At 42.3% G+C, this 26,134-nt stretch carries 25 protein-coding genes and 1 pseudogene; 25 read left to right on the plus strand and 1 reads right to left on the minus strand.

Annotation, left to right across the window (positions count from 1 at the left end; all coding sequences use genetic code 11):
* Positions 1-80 precede the first annotated feature (80 nt).
* From rpiA to MK385_RS06410, 6 genes and pseudogenes are all read left to right on the plus strand, one after another.
* Positions 81-764 (plus strand): ribose-5-phosphate isomerase RpiA, encoded by a 684-nt coding sequence (gene rpiA / locus MK385_RS06385; RefSeq protein WP_268725593.1) that lies wholly within the window; start codon positions 81-83, stop codon positions 762-764.
* Positions 765-787: 23 nt separating this feature from the next.
* Complete coding sequence (locus tag MK385_RS06390; RefSeq protein WP_268725594.1) at positions 788-1,999, plus strand: phosphopentomutase; 1,212 nt, start codon at positions 788-790, stop codon at positions 1,997-1,999.
* 1 nt (position 2,000) lies between these two features.
* Positions 2,001-2,556 (plus strand): annotated as a pseudogene (locus tag MK385_RS06395) (DUF1697 domain-containing protein); the annotation flags it as partial.
* Positions 2,557-3,366 carry a purine-nucleoside phosphorylase gene (locus MK385_RS06400; protein WP_042902367.1) on the plus strand — a complete coding sequence of 270 codons (810 nt, stop codon included), beginning with the start codon at positions 2,557-2,559 and terminating at the stop codon, positions 3,364-3,366.
* Positions 3,367-4,189: 823 nt separating this feature from the next.
* Positions 4,190-4,900 (plus strand): purine-nucleoside phosphorylase, encoded by a 711-nt coding sequence (gene deoD / locus MK385_RS06405; RefSeq protein ID WP_000022091.1) that lies wholly within the window; start codon positions 4,190-4,192, stop codon positions 4,898-4,900.
* Between the two features lie 153 nt (positions 4,901-5,053).
* On the plus strand, positions 5,054-5,785 hold the full coding sequence (locus tag MK385_RS06410; RefSeq protein WP_268725595.1) for an NAD-dependent protein deacylase: 732 nt from the start codon (positions 5,054-5,056) through the stop codon (positions 5,783-5,785).
* A 200-nt stretch (positions 5,786-5,985) separates the two neighbouring features.
* Here MK385_RS06410 and pavA read toward each other — a convergent pair whose 3' ends face one another.
* Positions 5,986-7,641, minus strand: a complete 1,656-nt coding sequence (gene pavA / locus MK385_RS06415) for an Rqc2 family fibronectin-binding protein PavA (RefSeq protein ID WP_268725596.1) — start codon at positions 7,639-7,641, stop codon at positions 5,986-5,988.
* Between the two features lie 104 nt (positions 7,642-7,745).
* Here pavA and ybeY point away from each other — a divergent pair, with 104 nt between their 5' ends.
* From ybeY to ftsW, 19 genes are all read left to right on the plus strand, one after another.
* A complete protein-coding gene (gene ybeY, locus MK385_RS06420) occupies positions 7,746-8,243 on the plus strand; it encodes an rRNA maturation RNase YbeY (RefSeq protein WP_000275169.1) in 498 nt (165 codons plus the stop codon).
* Positions 8,224-8,619 carry a diacylglycerol kinase family protein gene (locus tag MK385_RS06425; protein WP_268725597.1) on the plus strand — a complete coding sequence of 132 codons (396 nt, stop codon included), beginning with the start codon at positions 8,224-8,226 and terminating at the stop codon, positions 8,617-8,619. The genes ybeY and MK385_RS06425 overlap by 20 nt, the downstream gene beginning before the upstream one ends.
* Positions 8,620-8,635: 16 nt before the next feature.
* Positions 8,636-9,535, plus strand: coding sequence for a GTPase Era (gene era / locus MK385_RS06430; RefSeq protein ID WP_268725598.1), 900 nt, complete (start codon positions 8,636-8,638; stop codon positions 9,533-9,535).
* A gap of 48 nt (positions 9,536-9,583) precedes the next feature.
* Positions 9,584-10,408: a DNA-formamidopyrimidine glycosylase gene (mutM, locus tag MK385_RS06435; RefSeq protein WP_268725599.1), complete on the plus strand. Its 825-nt coding sequence runs from the start codon at positions 9,584-9,586 to the stop codon at positions 10,406-10,408.
* Positions 10,408-11,013, plus strand: a complete 606-nt coding sequence (gene coaE, locus MK385_RS06440) for a dephospho-CoA kinase (protein ID WP_268725600.1) — start codon at positions 10,408-10,410, stop codon at positions 11,011-11,013. The genes mutM and coaE overlap by 1 nt, the downstream gene beginning before the upstream one ends.
* Positions 11,000-12,199 (plus strand): multidrug efflux MFS transporter, encoded by a 1,200-nt coding sequence (locus tag MK385_RS06445; protein ID WP_268725601.1) that lies wholly within the window; start codon positions 11,000-11,002, stop codon positions 12,197-12,199. Before coaE ends, MK385_RS06445 begins: the two co-directional genes overlap by 14 nt.
* A complete protein-coding gene (gene rpmG, locus MK385_RS06450; RefSeq protein ID WP_084943637.1) occupies positions 12,199-12,348 on the plus strand; it encodes a 50S ribosomal protein L33 in 150 nt (49 codons plus the stop codon). The genes MK385_RS06445 and rpmG overlap by 1 nt, the downstream gene beginning before the upstream one ends.
* 39 nt (positions 12,349-12,387) lie before the next feature.
* Entirely contained in the window at positions 12,388-12,621 is a 234-nt protein-coding gene (secG, locus tag MK385_RS06455; protein ID WP_000282517.1) for a preprotein translocase subunit SecG, read from the plus strand.
* A 94-nt stretch (positions 12,622-12,715) separates the two neighbouring features.
* A complete protein-coding gene (gene rnr / locus MK385_RS06460) occupies positions 12,716-15,070 on the plus strand; it encodes a ribonuclease R (RefSeq protein ID WP_268725602.1) in 2,355 nt (784 codons plus the stop codon).
* Positions 15,033-15,500 carry an SsrA-binding protein SmpB gene (gene smpB / locus MK385_RS06465; protein WP_001051743.1) on the plus strand — a complete coding sequence of 156 codons (468 nt, stop codon included), beginning with the start codon at positions 15,033-15,035 and terminating at the stop codon, positions 15,498-15,500. Before rnr ends, smpB begins: the two co-directional genes overlap by 38 nt.
* A 14-nt stretch (positions 15,501-15,514) precedes the next feature.
* The gene (tehB, locus tag MK385_RS06470; protein WP_268725603.1) at positions 15,515-16,375 is read left to right on the plus strand and encodes an SAM-dependent methyltransferase TehB; all 861 of its coding nucleotides are present in this window, start codon (positions 15,515-15,517) and stop codon (positions 16,373-16,375) included.
* A 177-nt stretch (positions 16,376-16,552) separates the two neighbouring features.
* On the plus strand, positions 16,553-17,701 hold the full coding sequence (locus tag MK385_RS06475; RefSeq protein ID WP_268725604.1) for a PDDEXK family nuclease: 1,149 nt from the start codon (positions 16,553-16,555) through the stop codon (positions 17,699-17,701).
* 77 nt (positions 17,702-17,778) lie between these two features.
* The gene (locus tag MK385_RS06480) at positions 17,779-18,735 is read left to right on the plus strand and encodes a competence protein CoiA (protein ID WP_206283579.1); all 957 of its coding nucleotides are present in this window, start codon (positions 17,779-17,781) and stop codon (positions 18,733-18,735) included.
* 18 nt (positions 18,736-18,753) lie between these two features.
* Positions 18,754-20,556: an oligoendopeptidase F gene (gene pepF, locus MK385_RS06485; protein ID WP_268725605.1), complete on the plus strand. Its 1,803-nt coding sequence runs from the start codon at positions 18,754-18,756 to the stop codon at positions 20,554-20,556.
* Between the two features lies 1 nt (position 20,557).
* Positions 20,558-21,271 (plus strand): O-methyltransferase, encoded by a 714-nt coding sequence (locus tag MK385_RS06490; protein ID WP_042768654.1) that lies wholly within the window; start codon positions 20,558-20,560, stop codon positions 21,269-21,271.
* Positions 21,272-21,318: 47 nt separating this feature from the next.
* On the plus strand, positions 21,319-21,942 hold the full coding sequence (locus MK385_RS06495; protein WP_042768656.1) for a recombinase family protein: 624 nt from the start codon (positions 21,319-21,321) through the stop codon (positions 21,940-21,942).
* A gap of 305 nt (positions 21,943-22,247) precedes the next feature.
* Positions 22,248-23,579, plus strand: coding sequence for an LPXTG cell wall anchor domain-containing protein (locus MK385_RS06500; protein ID WP_071850887.1), 1,332 nt, complete (start codon positions 22,248-22,250; stop codon positions 23,577-23,579).
* A 190-nt stretch (positions 23,580-23,769) separates the two neighbouring features.
* Entirely contained in the window at positions 23,770-24,711 is a 942-nt protein-coding gene (gene prsA, locus MK385_RS06505) for a peptidylprolyl isomerase PrsA (RefSeq protein ID WP_042768657.1), read from the plus strand.
* 188 nt (positions 24,712-24,899) lie between these two features.
* The gene (gene ftsW / locus MK385_RS06510; protein WP_000703343.1) at positions 24,900-26,123 is read left to right on the plus strand and encodes a cell division peptidoglycan polymerase FtsW; all 1,224 of its coding nucleotides are present in this window, start codon (positions 24,900-24,902) and stop codon (positions 26,121-26,123) included.
* The last annotated feature ends 11 nt before the right edge of the window (positions 26,124-26,134 follow it).

Here is a 26,134-nt window from a genome sequence, read left to right on the forward strand (position 1 = left end):
TTCGGGTTTTTCCAGTGTATCCATGAAATAAAAACGGATACATGTTATAATAAAAATAGCTCTTTAATGGAGGTGTTTAAGTGGAGAATCTGAAAAAGATGGCAGGTATCAAGGCTGCTGAGTTTGTCAAAGATGGCATGGTAGTTGGACTCGGTACTGGATCAACTGCCTACTATTTCGTAGAAGAAATTGGTCGTCGGATTAAGGAAGAAGGTTTGCAGATTACTGCTGTAACGACTTCCAGTGTGACTAGTAAACAGGCAGAGGGACTCAATATTCCGCTCAAGTCGATTGATCAAGTAGACTTTGTCGATGTGACGGTTGACGGGGCGGATGAAGTAGATAGCCAGTTTAACGGAATCAAAGGTGGTGGTGGTGCCCTTCTCATGGAGAAGGTTGTCGCAACGCCCTCAAAAGAATACATTTGGGTGGTAGATGAAAGCAAACTGGTAGATCAACTAGGTGCTTTTAAATTGCCAGTAGAAGTGGTTCAGTATGGCGCAGAACAGGTCTTTCGTCGGTTTGAGCGAGCTGGCTACAAACCAAGTTTCCGTGAAAAAGACGGCCAACGTTTTGTGACCGATATGCGTAACTTTATCATTGACCTAGCCTTGGATGTCATTGAAGATCCAATTGCCTTTGGACAAGAATTGGACCATGTCGTTGGTGTCGTAGAGCATGGCTTGTTCAACCAAATGGTGGATAAGGTCATCGTTGCTGGACGAGATGGTGTTCAGATTTTAACTTCAACAAAAACAAACTAATCAACATAATAAGGAGACAGACTATGTCAAAATTTAATCGAATTCACTTGGTGGTACTGGATTCCGTGGGAATCGGTGCTGCACCAGATGCCAATAACTTTGTCAATGCAGGAGTTCCAGATGGAGCTTCCGACACACTGGGACATATCTCAAAAGCTGTTGGTTTGAATGTGCCAAACATGGCTAAAATCGGTCTAGGAAATATTCCTCGTGAAACGCCCCTTAAGACTGTACCATCTGAAAGCAATCCAACAGGATATGTGACAAAATTGGAAGAAGTATCTCTTGGTAAGGATACCATGACTGGTCACTGGGAAATAATGGGACTTAACATCACAGAGCCTTTCGATACTTTCTGGAACGGATTCCCAGAAGAAATCTTGACAAAGATCGAAGAATTTTCAGGACGTAAGGTCATTCGTGAAGCCAACAAACCTTACTCAGGAACTGCTGTTATCGATGATTTCGGACCACGCCAGATGGAAACTGGGGAGTTGATTATCTATACTTCAGCTGACCCTGTTTTGCAGATTGCTGCCCATGAAGACATCATCCCTTTGGATGAATTGTACCGTATTTGTGAATACGCTCGTTCGATTACCCTTGAGCGCCCAGCCCTTCTAGGTCGTATCATTGCCCGCCCTTATGTAGGTGAACCAGGTAACTTCACTCGTACAGCAAATCGTCGTGACTTGGCAGTATCTCCATTTGCACCGACTGTTTTGGATAAATTGAATGAAGCTGGTATCGATACTTACGCTGTTGGAAAAATCAACGATATCTTTAACGGTGCTGGTATCAATCATGACATGGGCCACAACAAGTCAAACAGCCACGGAATTGATACACTATTGAAGACCATGAAACTTGCTGAGTTTGAAAAAGGATTCTCCTTCACAAACTTAGTTGACTTTGATGCCCTTTACGGCCACCGCCGCAATGCTCATGGTTACCGTGATTGCTTGCATGAGTTCGATGAACGCTTGCCTGAAATTATCGCAGCCATGAGAGAGAACGACCTTCTCTTGATTACTGCGGACCATGGAAATGACCCAACCTATGCAGGAACAGACCATACTCGTGAATATATTCCATTGTTGGCCTATAGCCCTTCCTTTAAAGGAAATGGTCTCATTCCTGTCGGACATTTTGCAGATATCTCAGCGACAGTTGCGGATAACTTTGGTGTTGAAACTGCCATGATTGGGGAAAGTTTCTTAGATAAATTGGTATAAGATGACGCGATATGCTTTACTTGTTCGGGGAATTAATGTCGGTGGGAAAAATAAGGTTGTCATGGCGCAACTTCGTCAAGAACTGACAGAGTTGGGACTGGAAAAGGTTGAGACCTACATCAACAGTGGCAATATTTTCTTTACTTCGACAGACCCCAAAGCCCGATTGGTTGAAAAGTTAGAGGCTTTCTTTGAAATCCATTATCCATTTATTCAGAGCTTTTCTTTGTTGAGTCTTGAGGACTTTGAAGCGGAACTTGAAAATCTGCCTGAATGGTGGACCAAAGATTTGGCACGAAGAGATGTCCTCTTCTACACGGAGGGATTGGATGTGGCTCAAGTCATCGAGAAAGTGAACAGTTTGGAACTGGAAGATGAAGTCGTTCATTTTGGAAGACTTGGAATTTTCTGGGGGAAATTCTCTGAGGAATCCTACTATGCAACTGCCTATCACAAATACTTACTCAAGATGCCTTTCTACCGCCAAATCACCATTCGTAATGCTAAAACTTTTGACAAAATCGGTCAAATGATAAAAAAATAATAAAGGAGACACAATGACATTTTTAGATAAAATCAATGAAACAGCTGCCTTCCTGAAAGACAAGGGAATCCTAGCGCCTGAGTTCGGTCTAATCCTTGGATCAGGTCTGGGAGAATTGGCAGAAGAAATCGAAAATCCAGTTGTAGTAGACTATACAGATATTCCAAACTGGGGCCGTTCGACAGTAGTCGGTCACGCTGGTAAATTGGTATATGGAGAACTTGCAGGTCGCAAGGTCTTGGCCCTTCAAGGTCGTTTCCATTTCTACGAAGGAAATCCTCTTGAAGTCGTGACTTTCCCAGTTCGTGTTATGAAAGTTCTTGGATGCGAAGGTGTCATTGTAACCAATGCTGCAGGAGGTATCGGCTACGGTCCTGGTACCTTGATGGCTATCTCAGACCATATCAATATGACGGGGCAAAACCCATTGATGGGTGAAAACTTGGATGATTTTGGTCCACGTTTCCCAGATATGTCTAAAGCCTACACTCCAGAATATCGTGCTACTGCCCATGAAGTGGCTAAAAAACTTGATATCAAGCTTGATGAAGGTGTCTATATTGGTGTAACAGGTCCGACATATGAAACCCCAGCAGAGATTCGTGCCTATAAGACATTGGGAGCAGATGCAGTTGGTATGTCTACTGTTCCTGAAGTTATTGTTGCAGCTCACTCAGGTTTGAAAGTTCTCGGTATTTCATGTATTACTAACCATGCTGCTGGTTTCCAAGAAGAACTCAACCACGAAGAAGTTGTAGAAGTGACTGAACGTGTTAAAGGTGACTTCAAAGGCTTGCTTAAAGCGATTCTTGCTGAATTGTAATCAATACTTATTATAGAAAGGTAGAGCGTGTGTTCTGATTTGAACACGAGCGGAAAACTTTTCTAGAAACTCAGAAAGGAAGGGGAATTCGGGTTTGAATTGAACTCGGACTGTTCTCTTCTATATCATAAAAATTAAGAAAGAAAGGAATTGAACCCGCCCTAAAAGCAGTGGGAAAAAGACAGTTGGTCTAGCGAGCATCGCTCACTGCACCCAACTCCTATTTTCCCCTCGCTTTTTGACTGGTTTGGTATCTTTCTAAATATCAAATATAAATTAACGAAAGGATGGGCTCCTTGTATTCGCTGAACTGAATACGGGCGGAGAACTGTGTAAAAAAGATAAACTGTCTAACATCTGCGATGTGTCGTCAGTTTCCTATTTTTCCTTTGTTCTCTGTCGCTATCCTAAATATACAATAAAGAAAGGTAGAGCGTGTGTTCTGATTTGAACACGAGCGGAAAACTTTTCTAAAAACATAGAGAGGGTGGTTCGGTTTTGAATTGAAGCCGGTCTAGTCTTCTCAATATCATCAAAATTAAGAAAGAAAGGAATTGAACCCACCCTAAAAGCAGTGGGAAAAAGATAGTTGGTCTAGCGAGCATCGCTCACTGCAGCCAACTCCTATTTTCCCTTCGCTTTTTGACGGGTTTGGTATCTTTCTAAATATCAAATATAAATTAACGAAAGGATGGGCTCCTTGTATTCACTGAACTGAATACGGGCGGAGAACTGTGTAAAAAAGATAAACTGTCTAACATCTGCGATGCTTCGTCAGTTTCCTATTTTTACTTTGTTCTCTGTCGCCCTTTATATCTTAACTATGTCTATCCATATTGCTGCTCAGCAGGGTGAAATTGCTGATAAAATTCTTCTTCCAGGGGATCCTCTTCGTGCTAAGTTTATTGCGGAGAACTTCCTTGAAGATGCTGTTTGTTTTAACGAAGTGCGTAACATGTTTGGCTACACTGGTACTTACAAGGGGCACCGTGTATCTGTCATGGGAACTGGGATGGGAATGCCATCCATTTCTATCTATGCCCGTGAATTGATTGTAGACTACGGAGTGAAAAAATTGATCCGTGTCGGAACTGCTGGTTCCTTGAATGAGGATGTTCACGTTCGTGAATTGGTCTTGGCGCAAGCAGCTGCGACTAACTCAAACATCATCCGCAACGACTGGCCACAGTATGATTTTCCACAAATCGCTAGCTTTGATTTACTAGATAAGGCCTACCATATCGCCAAAGAACTCGGAATGACTACCCACGTTGGGAACGTTTTGTCATCAGATGTCTTTTACTCAAACTACTTTGAAAAGAACATCGAGCTTGGTAAATGGGGAGTTAAGGCTGTGGAAATGGAAGCAGCAGCTCTTTACTATCTTGCTGCCCAACACCATGTTGATGCACTTGCTATCATGACCATTTCTGATAGCTTGGTCAATCCAGATGAAGACACCACTGCAGAAGAACGCCAAAACACCTTCACCGATATGATGAAGGTCGGATTGGAAACCTTGATTGCAGAGTAATCAGAGAATAGCTTTTCAATTACATTAGCTACAAGAACTGTTGTAAGTGTTTTATTTTCAATATCTTAGCAATGATAAAGGAAGAGTTGAAAATCAGATTGCTGGAGCAATTGGTTTTTAACTTTTTTAGAACTCAGTTTAAGGAGAAATGTGATGGATAAAATTGAACAATTACAAGACTTGATAGATCAAAGCCAACGGATTGTTTTCTTTGGAGGGGCAGGAGTGTCAACCGAGTCTAATATCCCAGATTTTCGTAGTTCAGATGGCCTTTATAGTCATCAGTTAGGCCGTCATTTTACGGCAGAGCAACTCGTTTCTCGGACCATGTTTGAGCGCTATCCAGAAGATTTTTTTGACTTCTATAAGAAATACCTGATTTATCCAGAAGCCAAGCCTAATGCTGCTCATACTTATCTAGCTGCTTTGGAAAAGACAGGTAAGCTAAAGGCTGTTGTGACACAAAATATCGATAGTCTTCATGAAATGGCTGGCTCCCAGAAGGTCTTTAAATTGCATGGGAGTGCGGACCGAAATTACTGCCTAGGTTGTCATCGTTTCTATGACTTAACTGCCTTTCTGGCCCTCGAGGGACCTGTTCCCCACTGCTTAGACTGTGGTAAGGTGGTCAAGCCTGACGTGACCTTGTATGAAGAATCACTTGACATGGATGTCTTTAGCCAAGCTGCACAAGCTATTCGGCAAGCAGACTTGCTGATTATTGGTGGGACTTCCTTGGTTGTTTATCCTGCAGCTAGCCTAGTAAACTATTTTTCTGGGACAAATCTGGTCCTTATCAATAAAACCAGTATTCCACAAGACAGCCAAGCTACATTGGTCATTGAAGGCAAGATTGGGGAAGTCTTTTCGAAATTGAGACAATAAAAGAATTTTAGAAGATAGCAACAAAACCTTGTTACTTGAAAGAGAAAACTATCTCATTTATTGACCAAAATCTCGCTCTTTAAGAGTTACTAAAAACTGGCTGAGAAAATCAAAACACCTTCACCGATATGATGAAGGTTAGCTTGGAAACCTTGATTGCAGAGTAAATTTGTAATAGAAAATCCTGATTTCATTTGAAATCAGGATTTTTTCATGGATGCGATTTTTTCTGGGTCTGGTGTAACACGTAGGGTCTTTTGTCCAGTATAGGTCACAAAGCCGGGTTTGCCACCTGTTGGTTTGTTGAGTTTTTTGACTTCTATCATATCAACCTGCACGAGATTTGACAAGCGCCCTTTGGAGAAGTAGGCAGCCAGTTCGGCCGCATCTGTCTTGACTTCGTCAGAAGGATTAAGATTTCCTGAGATAACGACATGGCTTCCTGGAATGTCCTTGGCGTGGAACCAAAGTTCTTCCTTGCGAGCTATTTTAAAGGTTAGCTCTTCATTTTGCAAGTTGTTTCGACCGACATAGATGATGGTTTTGCCATCGCTCGCCAGATACCGTTCTGGTTTTTTGCGTTTCTGAATTTTCTCGCGTTGGCGTCTTCTAATGAAGCCTGTTTGAATCAATTCTTCACGGATTTCAGCGATTTCCTCTAGCCCAGCTTGGTTGAGAACGGTCTCCACACTTTCTAGATAGAGAATGGTTGCCTTGGTTTCTTCAATCAGCTCAGTAAGGTATTTGACAGCTTCTTTGAGTTTCTGGTAACGTTTAAAATAGCGTTGGGCATTCTGACTGGGAGTTAGTGCCTTATCAAGCGCAATGGTGATAGGTTGGTTGGTGTAGTAGTTGTCTAGGATAACCTGGTCTTGGTCATTAGGTACTTGGTGGAGGAAGGTTGTCAACAATTCCCCTTTTTGGCGAAATTCCTCAGCATTGTCTGTCGCTAGTAACTCTTTTTTTTGTTTTTTAAGCTTATGTCGATTTTTCTGAAGTTCATTTTCAACACGACGAATCAGTTCGCTGGCTTGCTGTTTGACGCGGTCCCGTTCAGCCTTGTCCTTATAGTAGGTGTCCAGCAAGTCAGAAAGGCTGGCAAAAGGCTCTCCTACACTGTTCGTAAAAGGAACTGGACTGAAGGAAGTCTCTGTTAAGCATGGCTTGGTTGCTTGACTGAAAAAGTTACGGAAAGTAGGCAGTTTATCACTGACAAGAATGTTTTCCAATTCATTTGCCGTATCACGTCCCAGACCTTGAAAGAGACTTTGAAGATTTTTTGCTGTTAGTTCTTGGGTTTGTAGTATTTCAAAGAGTTTTTCATCCTTGACAGTAAAAGGATTGAGAGACTCGGTACTTGGCGGAGCGATATAGGTTGATCCTGGAAGCAAGGTGCGGTAGCTATTTTGTGAAAAGCCGACGTGTTTAATGACTTCGAGGATTTTATGGCTACTTTTATCGACAAGGAGAATATTACTGTGTTTACCCATGATTTCGATAATCAAGGTAGCCTGGATATGGTCTCCAATCTCGTTTTTATTGGAAACTGTAATTTCCACAATACGGTCATTTTCGATTTGCTCAATTGACTCAATCAGAGCACCCTGCAAATACTTTCTCAAAACCATGATAAAAGTCGAAGGTTGGGCTGGATTTTCAAAAGTCGTTTGGGTCAGCTGGATGCGACCAAAAACGGGATGGGCAGAAAGGAGCAGGCGATGGCTTTGGCGATTGCTACGGATTTGCAAGACCAACTCTTGTTCAAAAGGCTGATTGATTTTCTGGATGCGACCATTGACTAACTCGCTTCGCAATTCCTCAACCATGTGGTGTAAAAAAAATCCGTCAAATGACATCGTTCTCTCCTTGTGATTGTATTCCATAGTATTATATCAAAAAGGTAGAATAAAATCATGGAAATATGGTATAATAAAGCCAAGTAAAGAGAATCGAGAAGTACATGTATATTGAAATGGTAGATGAAACTGGTCAAGTTTCACAAGAAATCTTGCAACAAACCCAAGAAATTTTGGAATTTGCAGCCCAAAAAATAGGAAAAGAAGACAAGGAGATGGCAGTCACTTTTGTGACCAACGAGCGTAGCCACGAACTCAATCTCGAGTACCGTGATACCGACCGTCCGACAGATGTCATCAGCCTTGAGTATAAGCCAGAGTTGGACATTGCCTTTGATGAGGAAGATTTGCTTGAAAATCCTGAATTAGCAGAGATGATGTCTGAGTTTGATGCCTATATTGGGGAATTGTTCATCTCTATCGATAAGGCTCATGAGCAGGCTGAGGAATATGGTCACAGCTTTGAGCGTGAGATGGGCTTCTTGGCAGTACACGGCTTTTTACATATCAACGGCTATGATCACTACACTCCGGAAGAAGAAGCGGAGATGTTCGGTTTACAAGAAGAAATTTTGACAGCCTATGGACTCACAAGACAATAAACGAAAATGGAAAAATCGTGACCTGGTATCCAGTTTAGAATTTGCCCTTACAGGAATTTTGACTGCTTTCAAGGAAGAACGCAATATGCGAAAACATGCAATAACAGCTCTTGTAGTCATCCTTGCAGGTTTTGTTTTTCAGGTGTCACGGATCGAATGGCTCTTTCTCCTAATGAGCATTTTCTTGGTAGTAGCATTTGAGATTATTAACTCCGCTATCGAAAATGTGGTGGATCTAGCCAGTCACTATCACTTTTCTATGTTAGCGAAGAAAGCCAAGGATATGGCAGCTGGTGCCGTACTTGTGGTTTCCCTTCTTGCTGCAGTGACAGGTGCACTTATCTTTATCCCGCGCATTTGGGATATACTATTCTAAACTATAAGAGGAAATTATGACATTTAAATCAGGCTTTGTAGCTATTTTGGGACGTCCCAATGTTGGGAAGTCAACCTTTTTGAATCACGTCATGGGGCAAAAGATTGCCATTATGAGTGACAAAGCGCAGACAACGCGCAATAAAATCATGGGGATTTACACCACGGATAAGGAACAAATCGTCTTTATCGACACACCAGGAATTCACAAGCCTAAGACGGCTCTTGGAGATTTCATGGTGGAATCTGCCTATAGTACCCTTCGTGAAGTGGATACAGTTCTTTTCATGGTGCCAGCTGATGAGCCACGTGGTAAGGGCGACGACATGATTATCGAGCGTCTGAAAGCCGCCAAGGTTCCTGTGATTCTGGTGGTGAACAAGATTGACAAGGTTCATCCAGACCAACTTTTATCTCAGATTGATGATTTCCGTAATCAGATGGACTTCAAGGAGATTGTTCCTATCTCAGCCCTTCAGGGAAATAACGTTTCTCGTCTAATCGACATTCTGAGTGAAAATCTGGAGGAAGGTTTCCAGTATTTCCCAGCTGATCAAATCACAGATCACCCAGAGCGTTTCTTGGTTTCAGAGATGATTCGTGAGAAAGTCTTGCACCTAACTCGAGAAGAGATTCCTCACTCAGTTGCCGTAGTGGTCGACTCTATGAAGCGGGACGAAGAGACAGACAAGGTCCATATCCGAGCAACCATCATGGTGGAGCGAGATAGCCAAAAAGGCATTATCATCGGCAAAGGTGGCGCTATGCTCAAGAAAATTGGTAGCCTGGCCCGTCGTGATATCGAACTCATGCTAGGGGATAAGGTTTTCCTAGAAACTTGGGTCAAGGTCAAGAAAAACTGGCGTGATAAAAAGCTAGATTTGGCTGACTTTGGCTATAATAAAAAAGAATACTAAGTAGAGGTGGGCTCATGCCTGCTTCTTGTTTTTACAGAAGGAGGACTTATGCCTGAATTACCAGAGGTTGAAACGGTTCGTCGTGGCTTGGAAAAATTGATTTTGGGAAAGAAGATTTCTAGCCTAGAGATTCGTTATCCCAAGATGATTAAGACAGATTTGGAAGAATTTCAAAAGGAATTGCTTGGTCAGATTGTCGAGTCAATGGGACGTCGTGGCAAATATTTACTTTTTTACCTAACAGACAAGGTCTTGATTTCTCATCTGCGGATGGAAGGCAAGTATTTTTATTATCCGGACCAGGTTCCTGAACGCAAGCATGCCCATGTTTTCATCCAGTTTGAGGATGGTGGCACTCTTGTTTATGAGGATGTACGCAAGTTTGGCACCATGGAACTATTGGCGCCTGACCTTTTGGAAGCCTACTTTGTTTCTAAAAAATTAGGGCCTGAGCCAAGAGAAGAAGACTTTGATTTGCAAGCTTTTCAAACTGCCCTAGCCAAGTCTAAAAAACCTATCAAATCCCATCTCCTAGACCAAACCTTGGTAGCTGGCCTTGGCAATATCTATGTGGATGAGGTCCTCTGGAGAGCACAGGTCCATCCAGCTAGACTTTCCCAGACTTTGACGGCAGAAGAAGCGGAAGCTATCCATGACCAGACCATTGCTGTTTTGGGACAGGCAGTCGAAAAGGGCGGTTCCACCATTAGAACCTATACCAATGCCTTTGGGGAAGACGGAACCATGCAGGACTTCCATCAGGTCTATGATAAGACTGGACAAGCATGTTCCCGCTGTGGGACAGTGATTGAGAAATTCCAGCTCGGTGGACGAGGAACTCATTTTTGTCCTCAGTGTCAAAGGAGGGGCTGATGGGAAAAATCATCGGAATCACAGGAGGAATTGCCTCTGGTAAGTCAACTGTGACAAATTTTCTAAGACAAAAAGGCTTTCAAGTGGTCGATGCTGACGCAGTCGTCCACCAGCTACAAAGCCCCGGTGGTCGTCTTTATCAGCTCTTAGTTCAGCACTTTGGACAGGAAATTCTCTTAGAAAATGGAGAACTCAATCGTCCTCTCCTAGCTAGTCTCATCTTTTCAAATCCTGAGGAGCGGAAATGGTCTAAGCAAACCCAAGGAGAGATTATTCGTGAGGAATTGGCTGCATTGCGAGAGCAGTTGACTCAGACAGAAGCGATTTTTTTCATGGATATTCCCCTGCTTTTTGAACAGGACTACAGTGCCTGGTTTGATGAAACATGGCTGGTCTATGTGGACCGAGATATCCAATTAGAACGTTTCATGAAACGGGATCACCTTTCTAAGGAAGTAGCAGAGTCGCGTCTGGCAGTCCAGTGGTCTTTAGAAGAAAAGAAAAAATTGGCGAGTCATATATTAGATAACAATGGCAGTCGTGATCAGCTTGTGAGTCAAGTAGTCAAGTTACTTGAAGGAGGCGACAGCTGTGCAAGAGATTAGTTGGAAAGAGAATCTTCGTGTCGCCTGGTTTGGTAGTTTTTTAACGGGCGCCAGCATTTCCTTGGTCGTTCCTTTTATGCCTATCTTTGTAGATCAGTTGGGAATCGAGCAGGATCAGGTTGCTTTCTATGCTGGATTAGCCATCTCAGTTTCGGCTGTTTCAGCAGCTCTAGTTTCTCCCATCTGGGGTATTCTTGCTGATAAGTACGGTCGAAAGCCCATGATGATTCGAGCAGGTCTTGCCATGACCATTACCATGGGAGGTTTGGCCTTCGTGCCAAATATCTATTGGCTACTCTTTCTGCGCTTGCTTAATGGTGTATTTACTGGATTTGTTCCCAATGCAACAGCCTTGATTGCTAGTCAGGTACCTAAAGATAAGTCTGGAGCGGCTCTGGGGACTCTATCTACAGGTGTTGTTGCAGGAACACTGACGGGTCCCTTTGTTGGAGGCTTTATTGCTGAAATTTTTGGCATTCGTAATGTCTTTTTATTGGTAGGTGCTTTCTTATTTTTAGCTGCAATCCTGACTATTTTCTTTATCAAGGAAGATTTTCAACCAGTGGCTAAGGAGAAGGCTATCCCAACGAAAGAAGTATTTTCTTCTTTCAAGTATCCTAGGCTCTTAGTAAACCTATTTTTGACGAGTTTTGTCATTCAATTTTCAGCTCAATCAATTGGTCCCATTCTAGCTCTCTATGTGCGGGACTTAGGGCAGACTGAGAATCTCCTCTTTGTATCAGGATTGATCGTATCCAGCATGGGATTTTCTAGTATGATGAGTGCTGGAATTCTAGGAAAACTTGGCGATAAGGTAGGGAATCATAGATTGTTGGTCACGGCACAGATTTATTCCGTCATCATTTACCTTCTTTGTGCCCATGCGACCAGCCCCCTTCAACTTGGCGTGTATCGTTTTCTCTTTGGTTTGGGAACAGGAGCTCTCATACCAGGTGTCAATGCCCTTCTTAGCAAAATGACTCCAAAATCAGGTATTTCAAGGATTTTCGCCTTCAACCAAGTCTTTTTTTACCTCGGTGGAGTAATTGGACCTATGGCGGGATCCGCAGTTGCAGGATATTTGGGCTATCATGCTGTCTTTTATGCGACAGCAGCCTGTGTAGCTTTTAGTTGTTTATGTAACATAGTGCAATTTAGATCATTATTAAAAGTAAAGGAAATCTAGTGCGAGTAAAAATCAATCTCAAGTGCTCCTCTTGTGGCAGCATGAATTATCTAACCAGTAAGAACTCCAAAAACCATCCAGACAAGATTGAGGTGTTAAAATATTGTCCAAAGGAAAGAAAAGTAACTTTACATCTTGAATCTAAGTAGAATTTATGGTAAAATAATAGGGATTTTAAGGAGTTTGATATGTATAACCTATTATTAACCATTTTATTAGTATTATCTGTTGTGATTGTAATTGCGATTTTCATGCAACCAACCAAGAACCAATCCAGCAATGTATTTGATGCCAGCTCAGGTGATTTGTTTGAACGTAGTAAAGCGCGTGGTTTTGAAGCTGTGATGCAACGTTTGACAGGTATTTTAGTCTTTTTCTGGCTAGCCATTGCCTTAGCATTGACGGTATTATCAAGTAGATAAGAAATGGGCGAGACTAGGTCTTAGCCTATTTTTATTTTTAACGACACTTACAAAGTTATCAATCAAAAAAATTATAAAAATCTAGAAAGAAAACATGAAAGATAAAATTAAAGAATATTTGCAAGAGAAGGGGCGAGTGACGGTAAATGATCTAGCTCAGGCTCTCGGAAAGGATGGGTCCAAGGATTTCCGTGAGTTGATTAAAACCCTGTCTCTGATGGAAAGAAAGCACCAGATTCGATTTGGAGAAGATGGAAGCCTCTCCTTGGACCAGAAGAAGAAACATGAAATTACCCTCAAAGGGATTTTTCATGCCCATAAAAATGGTTTTGGCTTTGTCAGTCTGGAAGGCGAAGAGGACGATCTTTTTGTAGGAAAAAACGATGTCAACTATGCCATTGATGGTGATACCGTTGAGGTCGTGATTAAGAAAGTCGCTGACCGCAACAAGGGAACTGCTGCAGAAGCCAAGATTATCGATATCCTAGAGCATAGTCTGACGACAGTTGTCGGGCAAATCGTTCTGGATCAGGAAAAGCCCAAGTATGCGGGCTACATCCGTTCAAAAAATCAGAAAATCAGCCAACCCATTTATGTGAAGAAACCAGCCCTCAAACTTGAAGGGACAGAGGTTCTCAAGGTCTTTATAGACAAATACCCAAGTAGAAAACACGATTTCTTTGTCGCTAGTGTGCTAGACGTGGTGGGGCACTCGACTGATGCTGGGATTGACGTTCTTGAAGTCTTGGAATCCATGGATATTGTTTCAGAATTTCCAGAAGCTGTTCTCAAGGAAGCAGAAGGTGTACCAGAAGCTCCGTCTCAAAAGGATATGGAAGATCGTCTGGACCTGAGAGATGAAATCACCTTTACCATTGACGGAGCGGATGCCAAGGACTTGGACGATGCAGTTCACATCAAGCCTTTGAAAAATGGAAATCTAGAACTCGGAGTTCACATCGCAGATGTTTCCTACTATGTTACTGAGGGTTCTGCCCTTGACAAGGAAGCCCTTAACCGCGCGACTTCTGTTTATGTGACAGACCGTGTAGTTCCAATGCTTCCAGAACGACTGTCAAATGGTATCTGCTCTCTCAATCCTCAAGTGGATCGCTTGACCCAGTCTGCCATTATGGAAATTGATAAACATGGTCGTGTGGTTCATTACACCATTACACAAACAGTTATCAAAACTAGTTTTCGTATGACCTATAGCGCTGTCAATGACATCCTAGCTGGCGATGAGGAAAAGAGACAAGAGTTTAAGAAAATTGTTCCTAGTATCGAGCTCATGGCCAAGCTTCATGAAAGGCTAGAAAGCATGCGTGAAAAACGTGGAGCTCTCAATTTTGATACCAGCGAAGCAAAGATTCTGGTGGATAAAAAAGGCAAGCCTGTGGATATTGTCCTTCGTCAGCGTGGTGTTGCTGAGCGGATGATTGAGTCCTTCATGTTGATAGCCAACGAAACGGTTGCCGAGCACTTCAGCAAGCTGGACCTACCTTTTATCTATCGGATTCACGAGGATCCTAAGGCTGAAAAAGTTCAGAAGTTTATTGATTACGCTTCGAGCTTTGGCTTGCGAATTTATGGAACTGCTAGCGAGATTAGCCAGGATGCCCTCCAAGATATCATGCGTGCTGTTGAGGGAGAGCCCTATGCCGATGTATTATCCATGATGCTTCTCCGTTCCATGCAACAGGCTCGTTATTCAGAGCATAATCACGGTCACTATGGACTAGCGGCCGACTATTACACTCATTTTACCAGCCCCATTCGCCGTTATCCAGACCTCTTGGTTCACCGGATGATTCGGGACTATGGTCGTTCTAAGGAAATAGCCGAGCATTTTGAGCAAGTGATTCCAGAGATTGCGACCCAGTCTTCCAACCGTGAACGTCGTGCCATCGAGGCGGAGCGTGAAGTCGAAGCCATGAAAAAAGCAGAGTACATGGAAGAATACGTAGGTGAAGAGTATGATGCAGTTGTGTCCAGCATTGTCAAATTTGGTCTTTTTGTCGAATTGAAAAATACAGTTGAAGGCTTGATTCACATTACCAATTTGCCTGAATTTTATCATTTCAATGAACGGGATTTGACTCTCCATGGGGAGAAATCAGGAATAACTTTCCGTGTAGGACAGCAGATTCGCATTCGAGTTGAAAGAGCGGATAAGATGACAGGTGAGATTGACTTCTCTTATATTCCAAGTGAGTTTGATGTCATCGAAAAAGGCTTGAAACAAGCTGGGCGCAAAGAAAGAGGGCGTGGTTCAAGTCGCCGTTCGGATAAGAAGGAAGACAAGAGAAAATCAGGACGCTCAAATGATAAGCACAAGCATTCACAAAAAGATAAAAAGAAAAAAGGCAAGAAACCTTTTTATAAGGAAGTAGTTAAGAAAGGAGCCAAACATGGCAAAGGGCGAGGGAAAGGTCGTCGCACAAAATAAAAAGGCGCACCACGACTATACAATCGTAGATACGCTAGAGGCAGGGATGGTCCTGACTGGAACTGAAATCAAGAGTGTTCGAGCTGCTCGAATCAATCTCAAGGACGGCTTTGCCCAAGTAAAAAATGGGGAAGTCTGGCTGAGCAATGTTCATATCGCCCCTTACGAAGAGGGCAATATCTGGAATCAGGAACCTGAACGCCGTCGCAAACTCCTGCTCCATAAGAAGCAAATCCAAAAATTGGAACAAGAGACTAAAGGAACAGGGATGACCCTAGTTCCCCTCAAAGTCTATCTCAAAGACGGCTATGCCAAGCTCCTTTTAGGACTTGCTAAAGGGAAACATGACTATGACAAACGGGAGTCGATCAAGCGACGCGAACAAAACCGCGACATCGCGCGTGTGATGAAAGCTGTCAACCAGCGTTAAGAAGAGGAAATAAAATGGAAAAATTAATTGCCTATAAACGGATGCCCTTGTGGAATAAACAGACCATGCCTGAAGCTGTTCAGCAAAAGCACAATACTAAAGTCGGCACTTGGGGAAAAATTACTGTCTTGAAGGGGGCACTCAAGTTTATTGAGTTGACTGAAGATGGTGAGTTTCTAGCTGAGCACCTCTTTGAGGCAGGTGCAGACAACCCTATGGCACAACCGCAAGCCTGGCACCGAGTGGAGGCTGCGACAGATGATGTAGAATGGTACTTGGAATTTTATTGTAAACTTGAGGATTATTTCCCTAAGAAATACCAGACCAATCCAGTCCATTCAGAGGTCCTAGAGGCCATGCAGACGGTGAAACCAGGAAGAGCCTTGGATTTGGGTTGTGGTCAAGGCCGTAACTCTCTCTTTCTTGCACAGAATGGTTTTGATGTGACAGCTGTGGATCAAAATGAATTGTCCCTTGAAATCTTGCAAAGCATCGTAGAGCAAGAGGATCTAGACATGCCTGTCGGACTTTATGATATCAATTCAGCCAGCATTAGCCAAGACTATGATTTCATCGTATCGACAGTTGTTCTCATGTTCCTTCAAGCAGACCGCATTCCAGCTATTATCCAAAATATGCAGGAGCATACCACGGTCGGTGGCTATAATCTTATCGTCTGTGCCATGGATACAGAGGATTATCCTTGCTCAGTGAATTTCCCATTCATCTTTAAAGAAGGGGAGCTGGCCGACTACTACAAGGATTGGGAATTGGTCAAGTATAATGAAAACCCAGGACATCTGCACCGTCGTGATGAAAATGGTAATCGCATTCAACTACGCTTTGCGACCATGCTAGCCAAGAAAATCAAGTAAATCAAACTTAACCCAGCGAATAGAAATCACTTTGCAAGGTTTCTATTCGTTTTTGTTTGCGTTGGTTGATTGGGGCGAGCAGGATTTTATGCTATACTAGAAGTAGGAAATCAGAGCAGTAGAACTGTATTGCTGATACTCTCAGCGCAAGAAAGTCTTTATGATGGAGGTGGTCGAATGACGAGTCTTTTGGTGGAATTATATGATCGGCATGTATTGGAAAAGAATGTCTACCAAGCCTTTGTCAGTGATTGTGACGAGATTCTCTTCCTTTCTTTGACGAAAATAAGCAATGAAGAGAAAGTCTCCCTTCGTCAGTTTATCATGGAAGAGGTGTCTCATATTCAACGAGTAACCTTTCGACAGCTATCCTTAGAACAACTAGTAGATCAGTTAGATTATTGTCTAGCAGGCTATGACCAAGTCCTTCTTGATGTTTTTGGCGGAGATTCGCTACTAGCCTTATCCCTCTATCAATACGGCTTGGATCGGGACCTCCCCATCGTAGCCATGGATGTCGAACGAGGAAAACAATACAAGTGGGTAGCGGGTCAGTTAGAAAAAGAAGACTTGGACATTCCAACCCTAAGCATCCAGCAGTTGATAGCCTTGCGTGGTGGAAAAATCCTCAAATCAAAACGCCCTATCCACTCAGCTCAGCAAATTGCAGCCATCAAAAAACTAGCCAGCTCTGCCATTGCCAATCCTGCCCACTGGTATCAAGTGACCCAATTTTTCTCTCTAGCTAAGACCAATGACCTGCATGCTAAGACAGAAAAAATACTGGAAAACAATGGCAGGTATTATCACTATCCAAAATCCCTTATTCCTTTACTTGTGGAAGCAGGGATGCTTTGTATGGAAAGCGAGGACAAGAAACGAGTAGCATACAGCTTTCCAAGTCAAGAAGCTCAAGTCTTTTGCCGCAATAAGGGACATATTTTAGAGGTATATCTCTATCTCTTGGCGCTTGAATCTCAGCTGTTTGATGAGTGCATGATAGGCGGTGAGATTGATTGGAATGGCATCTTTCCAGAGGCAGACAATGTTCAAAATGAGATTGATGTCATTCTGAGAAAGGGACGCTCGATTACCTTTATCTCCTGCAAGATGACAGATTTATCTGTTGAAGCCATCAATGAACTAGAAGTCTATGCCAATCATTTTGCTGGGGAGAGTTGCCTCAAGTTAATTGTCTGTACGGGGAAAATCAATCCTGTTTATGCCAATCGCTGCCAGGAATACGGCGTGCTGGTCATTAGAAGTGAGCAGATTCCCAATCTCATTCCCATGCTAAAAAAATATTCTAAGAGACAAAAAAGATAAGAAATAATATCATGAAAGGCTGGGATTCCAGTCTTTTTTTTCTTCTTTTTCGAATAAATGAGAAAAGGAGGTAGACCATGTTTGTAGCCAGAGATGCCAAGGGGAATTTGGTAAATGCCCTCGAAAAAGATGTGACCAAGCAAGCTTATACTTGTCCAGCCTGTGGAGGCGGACTACGGTTACGCCAAGGACAGAGTATTCGGACGCACTTTGCCCATGAAAGGTTAAGAGATTGCATCGCTATATTCGAGAATGAAAGTCCAGAACACTTGGGCAACAAAGAGGCCCTTTATCACTGGGCCAAGAAAGACTGTCAGGTTGCCTTAGAATATAGTCTGCCTGAGATCCAGCAGATTGCGGATGTTCTCGTCAATGGGAAACTAGCTCTGGAGGTTCAGTGCAGTCCCTTGTCTCAAAAGCTTTTAGGCGACAGAAGTCAAGGCTACCGTAGTCAGGGCTACAAAGTTATTTGGCTACTGGGAGAAAAACTCTGGTTAAAGGAGCGATTAACACAACTGCAAAGGGGATTTCTCTATTTTAGTCAAAATATGGGTTTCTATGTTTGGGAACTAGATTTCAAAAAACAAGTTTTGAGACTCAAATATCTTCTGCATCAGGACCTACGTGGCAAGCTTCATTTTCAGGTCAAGGAATTTCCCTATGGAAAAGGAAATCTCTTGGAAATTCTACGATTTCCTTATCAGAAACAAAAACTACCTCGTTTTGCAGTTGTGCAAGATTCCACTATCTGTCACTACATTCACCAGCAGTTGTACTACCAAACGCCTTACTGGATGAAGAAGCAGGAGGAAGCTTATCATCGAGGAGACAATCTATTAAACCATCAACTGGACGACTGGTATCCCCAAGTCAAGCCGATAGAATCGGGTGATTTTTTGCAGATTGAAACGGATCTGACTAGCTATTATAGAAATTTTCAGACTTACTATCAAAAAAATCCGAAAAATAATCGCCAAAAGCTCTATCCACCAGCCTTTTATCACTTATATTTCTCAAAAAATGTGGTAAAATAGAAAGGATGGAGGAATCTTATGGTATTACAACGACATGAAATAAATGAAAAAGATACATGGGATCTTTCGACAATCTACCCAACAGACCAGGCTTGGGAAGAAGCCTTGAAAGATTTAACTGAAAAAGTACAAACAGCATCTCAGTATGAGGGACATCTCTTGGACAGCGCAGACAGTTTGCTTGAGATCACAGAATTCTCACTCGACTTGGAACGTCAAGTTGAAAAGCTTTATGTCTATGCGCATATGAAAAATGACCAGGACACGCGTGAGGCCAAGTATCAAGAGTACTATGCTAAGGCAATGACCCTATACAGTCAGTTAGAACAAGCCTTTTCATTCTATGAACCTGAGTTTATGGAGATTAGCGAAGAGCAGTATGCGGCCTTCCTAGAAGCTCAACCAAAACTCCAAGTTTACAAGCACTTTTTTGACAAGCTCTTGCAAAAGAAAGACCATGTTCTTTCGCAACGTGAGGAAGAATTGCTTGCTGGAGCAGGAGAAATCTTTGGTTCTGCTAGTGAAACCTTCGCTATTTTGGACAATGCGGATATTAGCTTCCCATACGTGCTTGATGACGAAGGCAAGGAAGTGCAACTCTCACACGGTACTTACATCCGTTTGATGGAGTCTAAAAACCGTGAAGTGCGTCGTGGTGCCTATGAAGCCCTTTATGCGACATATGAGCAATTCCAACACACTTATGCTAAGACTTTGCAGACAAATGTTAAGGTTCAAAACTACCGAGCAAAAGTTCGCAACTATAAGAGTGCTCGCCATGCAGCCCTCGCAGCAAACTTTGTTCCAGAAAGTGTCTATGACAATCTAGTAGCAGCAGTTCGCAAGCATTTGCCACTTTTGCATCGTTACCTTAACCTTCGTTCTAAAATCTTGGGGATTTCAGATCTCAAGATGTATGATGTCTACACACCACTTTCGTCAGTAGATTATAGCTTTACCTACGAGGAAGCCTTGAAAAAGGCAGAAGAAGCTTTGGCGGTTTTAGGTGACGACTACTTGAGCCGTGTCAAACGTGCCTTCAGCGAGCGTTGGATTGATGTCTATGAAAATCAAGGCAAGCGTTCTGGTGCCTACTCTGGTGGTTCTTATGATACCAATGCCTTTATGCTTTTAAACTGGCAGGACAATCTAGACAATCTCTTTACCCTTGTCCACGAAACGGGTCACAGTATGCACTCGAGCTATACTCGAGAAACCCAGCCTTATGTTTATGGGGATTACTCTATCTTCTTGGCGGAGATTGCCTCAACCACAAACGAAAATATCTTGACAGAGAAATTGTTGGAAGAAGTAGAAGACGATGCAACACGCTTTGCTATTCTCAATAACTTCCTAGACGGTTTCCGTGGAACAGTCTTCCGCCAAACTCAATTCGCTGAGTTTGAACATGCCATCCACCAAGCAGACCAAAATGGAGAAGTCTTGACAAGTGATTTCCTCAATAAGCTCTACGCTGACCTGAACCAAGAGTACTATGGACTCAGCAAGGAAGACAATCCTCAGATCCAATACGAGTGGGCACGCATTCCACACTTCTACTATAACTACTATGTTTATCAGTATTCGACAGGTTTTGCAGCCGCTTCAGCCTTGGCTGAGAAGATTGTCCATGGTAGTCAAGAAGACCGTGACCGCTATATCGACTACCTCAAGGCTGGTAAGTCAGACTATCCGCTCAATGTCATGAGAAAAGCGGGTGTGGATATGGAGAAGGAAGACTATCTCAACGATGCCTTTGCAGTCTTTGAACGTCGCTTGAACGAGTTTGAAGCCCTTGTTGAAAAATTGGGACTAGCTTAAGATGGTAGAGTCCTATAGTAAAAATGCCAATCACAATATGCGACGTCCCGTCGTCAAGGAAGAAATCGTAGAACTCATGCGCCAGCGTCAAAAGCAGGTGACAGGTTCCTTGAAAGAATTGGAGACCTTCGCTCGCAAGGAAAACATTCCTATTATTCCCCATGAAACGGTCGCTTACTTTCGATTTCTCATGGAGACCATACAGCCCAAGAACATTTTGGAAATTGGGACAGCTATCGGTTTTTCAGCCCTTTTGATGGCGGAACATGCGCCAAATGCTAAGATTACAACCATTGACCGTAATCCTGAGATGATCGGCTTTGCCAAGGAAAACTTTGCTCAGTTTGACAGCCGCAAGCAAATCACCCTACTAGAGGGAGATGCAGTCGATGTTTTATCTAGTCTGACAGAAACTTATGATTTTGTCTTTATGGACTCGGCCAAGTCCAAGTATATCGTCTTTCTACCTGAAATCCTTAAACATTTGGAAGTTGGTGGAGTGGTGGTCTTGGATGATATTTTCCAAGGAGGAGATGTTGCCAAGGACATCATGGAAGTCCGCCGTGGTCAACGAACCATTTACCGTGGTTTGCAAAGACTGTTCGACGCAACGTTGGACAATCCAGGTCTAACAGCGACTCTAGTTCCACTTGGGGACGGCATTCTCATGCTACGAAAGAATGTGGAAAATGTAACCTTACCAGAAATGGAATAATATTAAAAATCGTATAATCCTTCTGTATCAAAAACAGGAGGATTTTTATGTCTCAAAACATCATCAATATTGGCTATGCACGCGTTTCAACCCACAAGCAAGATTTGGGCTTAGAGGTGCAAATCGATGCTCTCAAGCATTGTGACCAGCTCTTTATCGAACGTGAATCTGGTTCCAACAATGCACGCCCAGAACTCGAAAAGGCCTTAAAATTGGCTTGTGATCTTTCAAAGAAAGGGAAGCAGGTCACTTTTACTATCTATAAGTTAGATCGCCTGACTCGCTCCATGTTCAAATTGCTAGAACTAATTGAACAATTTAATGATTCGGATATTCAGCTAGTCAGCTTGCATGAAAAGTTGGAAACCGATTCGCTCATTGGTAGGTTACTTTGTATGATTTTAGGATTTGTGGCAGAAAGTGAGCTGGAAAACTTGCGATTTCGTACCCGTGAAGGACTTCGTATAGCCAAGGAAAAAGGCGTCAAACTAGGCGCCAAGCGAATTTCTAAAGAGAAGGAGGAGAGAATTATTGAGCAGTATTTGGCAGGGGGAACAAGCATCAGAACAATAGCAAAAACAGAACGAATTTCGACCTCAACCATCTATAAAGTCTTGGAACGCAACGATGTGGCCAACAATCGAAAAAAAGTTTCGCAAAATTCTTGCTAAAAACCAGACAAAATGCTACAATGAAAGCGTAAATATGTTTCGATTAACGACCGTTTGGCGAAACATTCAAAATAACAATATGAATATTTCAGAAAATACGAATTTAACAAGGTTTTGAGCCTGTGTTGGATTTGTATTTTTTTTTGTTTTTTAAGTGTATCGTTTAACGGTCCTTAGGCGATACACCAAAACCCTTGTCGCTCAAGTGGTTGAGGAGAACTTTACGAAATACTAAATCAAAAATTAGGCCTTTTGTAGTATTTGCATACCTTAAAAAGTAATTCTACATTCCTAAGGAGGAAATGATGAAAACGAATAAAGTAACCAAATTTGGTATTTCTTTGCTTTCCGTTGCAGCTCTTGGTGTTGTTGCGCCAGCTTTGATTGATACACCTATTTTTGGGTATACTGTTGTAAAAGCTGAAGAACAGCAAGAGCCGTTAAAATACCGTATCTCTTATTATGATGGAGAGACGGGGGAAGAAATCACTGCTAAAAAAACTGGGGTTATAAACCCTGGCGAAACGGTCAATGTTTATAAAGATATTGATGGTTATGAGGTGACCTCAAAGGATAGCTGGATGCCAAACTATGAGGCGACCTACGATATGGTAGCTACGTATTTCCACGGTGATCCAGATGGTTATAAAGGTTTTTATTTAGACTATAAGAAATTAGATGCGGATGTCAAGCCTTCAGAAACTCCAAAACCAGAAGTGAAACCGGAAACTAAACCTTTTGATACTCCGAAACCAGAGGTGAAACCGTCAGAAAAGCCTGACACTGAAGCTAAAGAACAGGAGCCAATCAAATACCGTATTAGGTATTTAGATGAGCATAGCAGGGAAATAGCATCTATGGAGACCGGAGTTCTGAACCCTGGTGAGTCTATAAATATCCACAAGGATATTGAAGGATATCAAGTGGTATCGAACTTTTCATGGATGCCAGGCTATAACTTGACATATGATATAGTAAGCACATACTTTTACGGTGCTGATGATGGGTATAGGGAGGGCTACCTAAGATATAGAAAGTTAGATGCGGATGTCAAGCCTTCAGAAACTCCGAAACCAGAAGTGAAACCGGAAACTAAGCCTTCAGAAACTCCGAAACCAGAAGTGAAACCGGAAACTAAGCCTTCAGAAACCCCGAAACCAGAAGTGACACCTGAGCCTAAACCTTCAGAAACTCCGAAACCAGAAGTTAAGCCTGAAACTAAGCCTTCAGAGACACCAAAACCAGAAGTTAAGCCAGAACCTAAACCTTCAGAGACACCAAAACCAGAAGTTAAGCCAGAACCTAAACCTTCTGATACTTCAAAACCAGAAGTAAAACCGGCACCTAAGCCTTCAGAAACTCCGAGACCAGAAGTAAAACCGGCACCTAAACCTTCTGATACTTCTAAACCAGAAGTTAAGCCAGAGCTTAAACCGCAAACTAATTCGAATACTGCTCCAACAGCTCCTGTCAAACCTGTTGGGCAAACTTCAAACTCTAAAGCTGACAAACCTACGTCGAAAAAAGAAACTCCAGCTCTTCCAAACACGGGTGAACAAAGTTCTTCACTTTCTCTAGTAGGTCTTCTCCTAGCAAGTCTTGGCTTAGCAGGTCTAACTTACAAAGGACGTCACTAAAAAATTAACATACGATAAACAAGAACTTGAACCATTGTTCAGGTTCTTTTTGGAATAAGAAAAACTGGAATCGTAAAAAATTTAAAAGCTAGTATTTTTAGTCTTATTTAAGTTATCTGCTTTAAAATATGGTATAATGATTGAGTCGGTCTAGAGAAAATTTCGACCGTTTTTAGAAAAAGGAGTAAACATGAAGAAAAAACTTATGGCAGGAGCCATCACACTTTTATCAGTAGCAACACTTGCAGCTTGTTCAAACAGTTCTGAAGGAAAAGATTTGATCAGCATGAAGGGCGATGTGATTACAGAACATCAATTCTTTGAAGAAGTTAAGAACAATCCAACTGCGCAACAAGTCTTGCTCAATATGACCATCCAAAAAGTATTTGAACAACAATATGGATCAGAGGTAACGGATAAAGATGTGGATGACGCCGTTGCTGAAGAACAAAAGAAATACGGCGATAGCTACAACAGCGTGCTTCAACGTGCAGGTATGACACCTGAGACTCGTAAAGCACAAATTCGTACCAGCAAATTGGTTGAATTGGCTGTTAAGAAGGCCGCTGAGAGCGAGTTGACAGACGAAGCTTACCAAAAAGCTTTTGAGTCTTACACACCAGATGTAACGGCTCAAATCATCCGATTGGATAATGAAGACAAGGCAAAAGAAGTGCTTGAGAAAGCTAAAGCAGAAGGAGCGGATTTTGCCCAGCTTGCTAAAGAATACTCTAACGACGATAAAACAAAAGAAAATGGTGGCGAAATCACTTTTGACTCTGCTTCTACAGAACTTCCAGAACAAGTCAAAAAAGCAGCCTTTGCCTTGGATGTGAATGGTATTTCTGATGTGATTACAGCTACTGGAACACAAGCATACAGCAATCAGTTCTACATCATCAAAGTAACGAAGAAGACAGAAAAATCTTCTAATATAGAGGATTACAAAGAAAAATTGAAGACCATCATCTTGACTCAAAAACAAAATGATTCTGCCTTTGTTCAAGGAGTAATTGGTAAAGAATTGCAAGCAGCAAACATCAAGGTTAAAGACCAAGCCTTCCAAAATATCTTCACCCAATACATCGGTGGTGGTGACTCAAGCTCAAGCAGCAGCTCTTCATCTAACTAAGAACTTAAAATACAAATCTCAAAAGAGGTTTGTATTTTTTATGCTTGAAACTAGAAAATGAGTAAAATTCGAAGGATTAAAGGATAAGAGTTTTTTTCTTTCTGAAAAAGTGGTATAATAGCAATCAAAACTAGAAAATAAAACGGAATTGGGAACAGAAGCGTCTGTTCCTATTAGAGTGGTGAAATATGAAAATTAGTAAAAGGCACCTACTAAACTATTCCATTTTGATTCCTTACTTCCTTTTATCGATTTTGGGGCTGATTGTGGTATATTCGACAACGAGTGCAACCTTGATCGAAGAAGGAAAAAGTGCCTTTCAATTGGTGCGTAACCAGGGGATCTTCTGGATAGCTAGTTTGATTCTGATTGCCTTAATCTATAAATTAAAATTAGGTTTCCTAAGAAACGGGCGTCTTATTTTTATCGTAATGATTGTGGAGATGGTTCTTTTGGCTCTGGCGCGACTGGTCGGAACACCTGTCAATGGAGCATACGGATGGATCTCTGTAGGACCTGTAACGATTCAGCCTGCTGAGTACCTTAAGATTATCATCATCTGGTACCTGGCACATCGATTTTCAAAACAACAGGATGAGATTGCGGTTTATGACTTCCAGGTTTTGACACAGAATCAGTGGCTACCTCGAGCTTTTAATGACTGGCGTTTTGTTCTGCTGGTTCTGATTGGTAGCTTGGGAATTTTCCCAGACTTGGGTAATGCGACCATCTTGGTCTTGGTGGCGCTCATCATGTATACCGTAAGTGGGATCGCCTATCGTTGGTTCTCGACCATTCTGGCTCTCTTGGCAGGGAGCTCAATGTTAGTCTTGTCTGTCATTCGCTTTGTTGGGGTTGAAAAGTTCTCTCAAATTCCTGTATTTGGTTACGTTGCTAAACGTTTTAGTGCCTTTTTTAATCCCTTTAATGACTTGGCGGGTGCAGGACACCAGCTCGCAAATTCCTACTATGCAATGGTAAATGGTGGCTGGTTCGGACTGGGACTAGGGAATTCTATCGAGAAGCGTGGTTATCTGCCAGAAGCCCATACGGATTTCGTCTTTTCGATTGTTATTGAGGAGTTTGGATTTGTAGGAGCCAGTATGATTTTGGCTCTACTCTTCTTCTTGATTTTGCGAATCATCTTGGTTGGTATTCGAGCAAAGGACCCCTTTAACTCCATGGTTGCTATTGGTGTTGGAGGGATGATCCTTGTTCAGGTCTTTGTCAATATCGGTGGGATTTCAGGGTTGATTCCTTCTACAGGGGTAACATTCCCCTTCCTTTCACAAGGTGGGAACAGTCTCCTGGTATTATCTGTAGCCATCGCGCTTGTACTGAACATTGACGCAAGTGAAAAACGTGCCAAACTTATCAGAGAATACGAAAATCAAACTGATGAAAGTCTGTAAGGATTGTATGG

The organism is Streptococcus oralis (assembly GCF_026782125.1).
Lineage (GTDB): Bacteria > Bacillota > Bacilli > Lactobacillales > Streptococcaceae > Streptococcus > Streptococcus oralis_CE.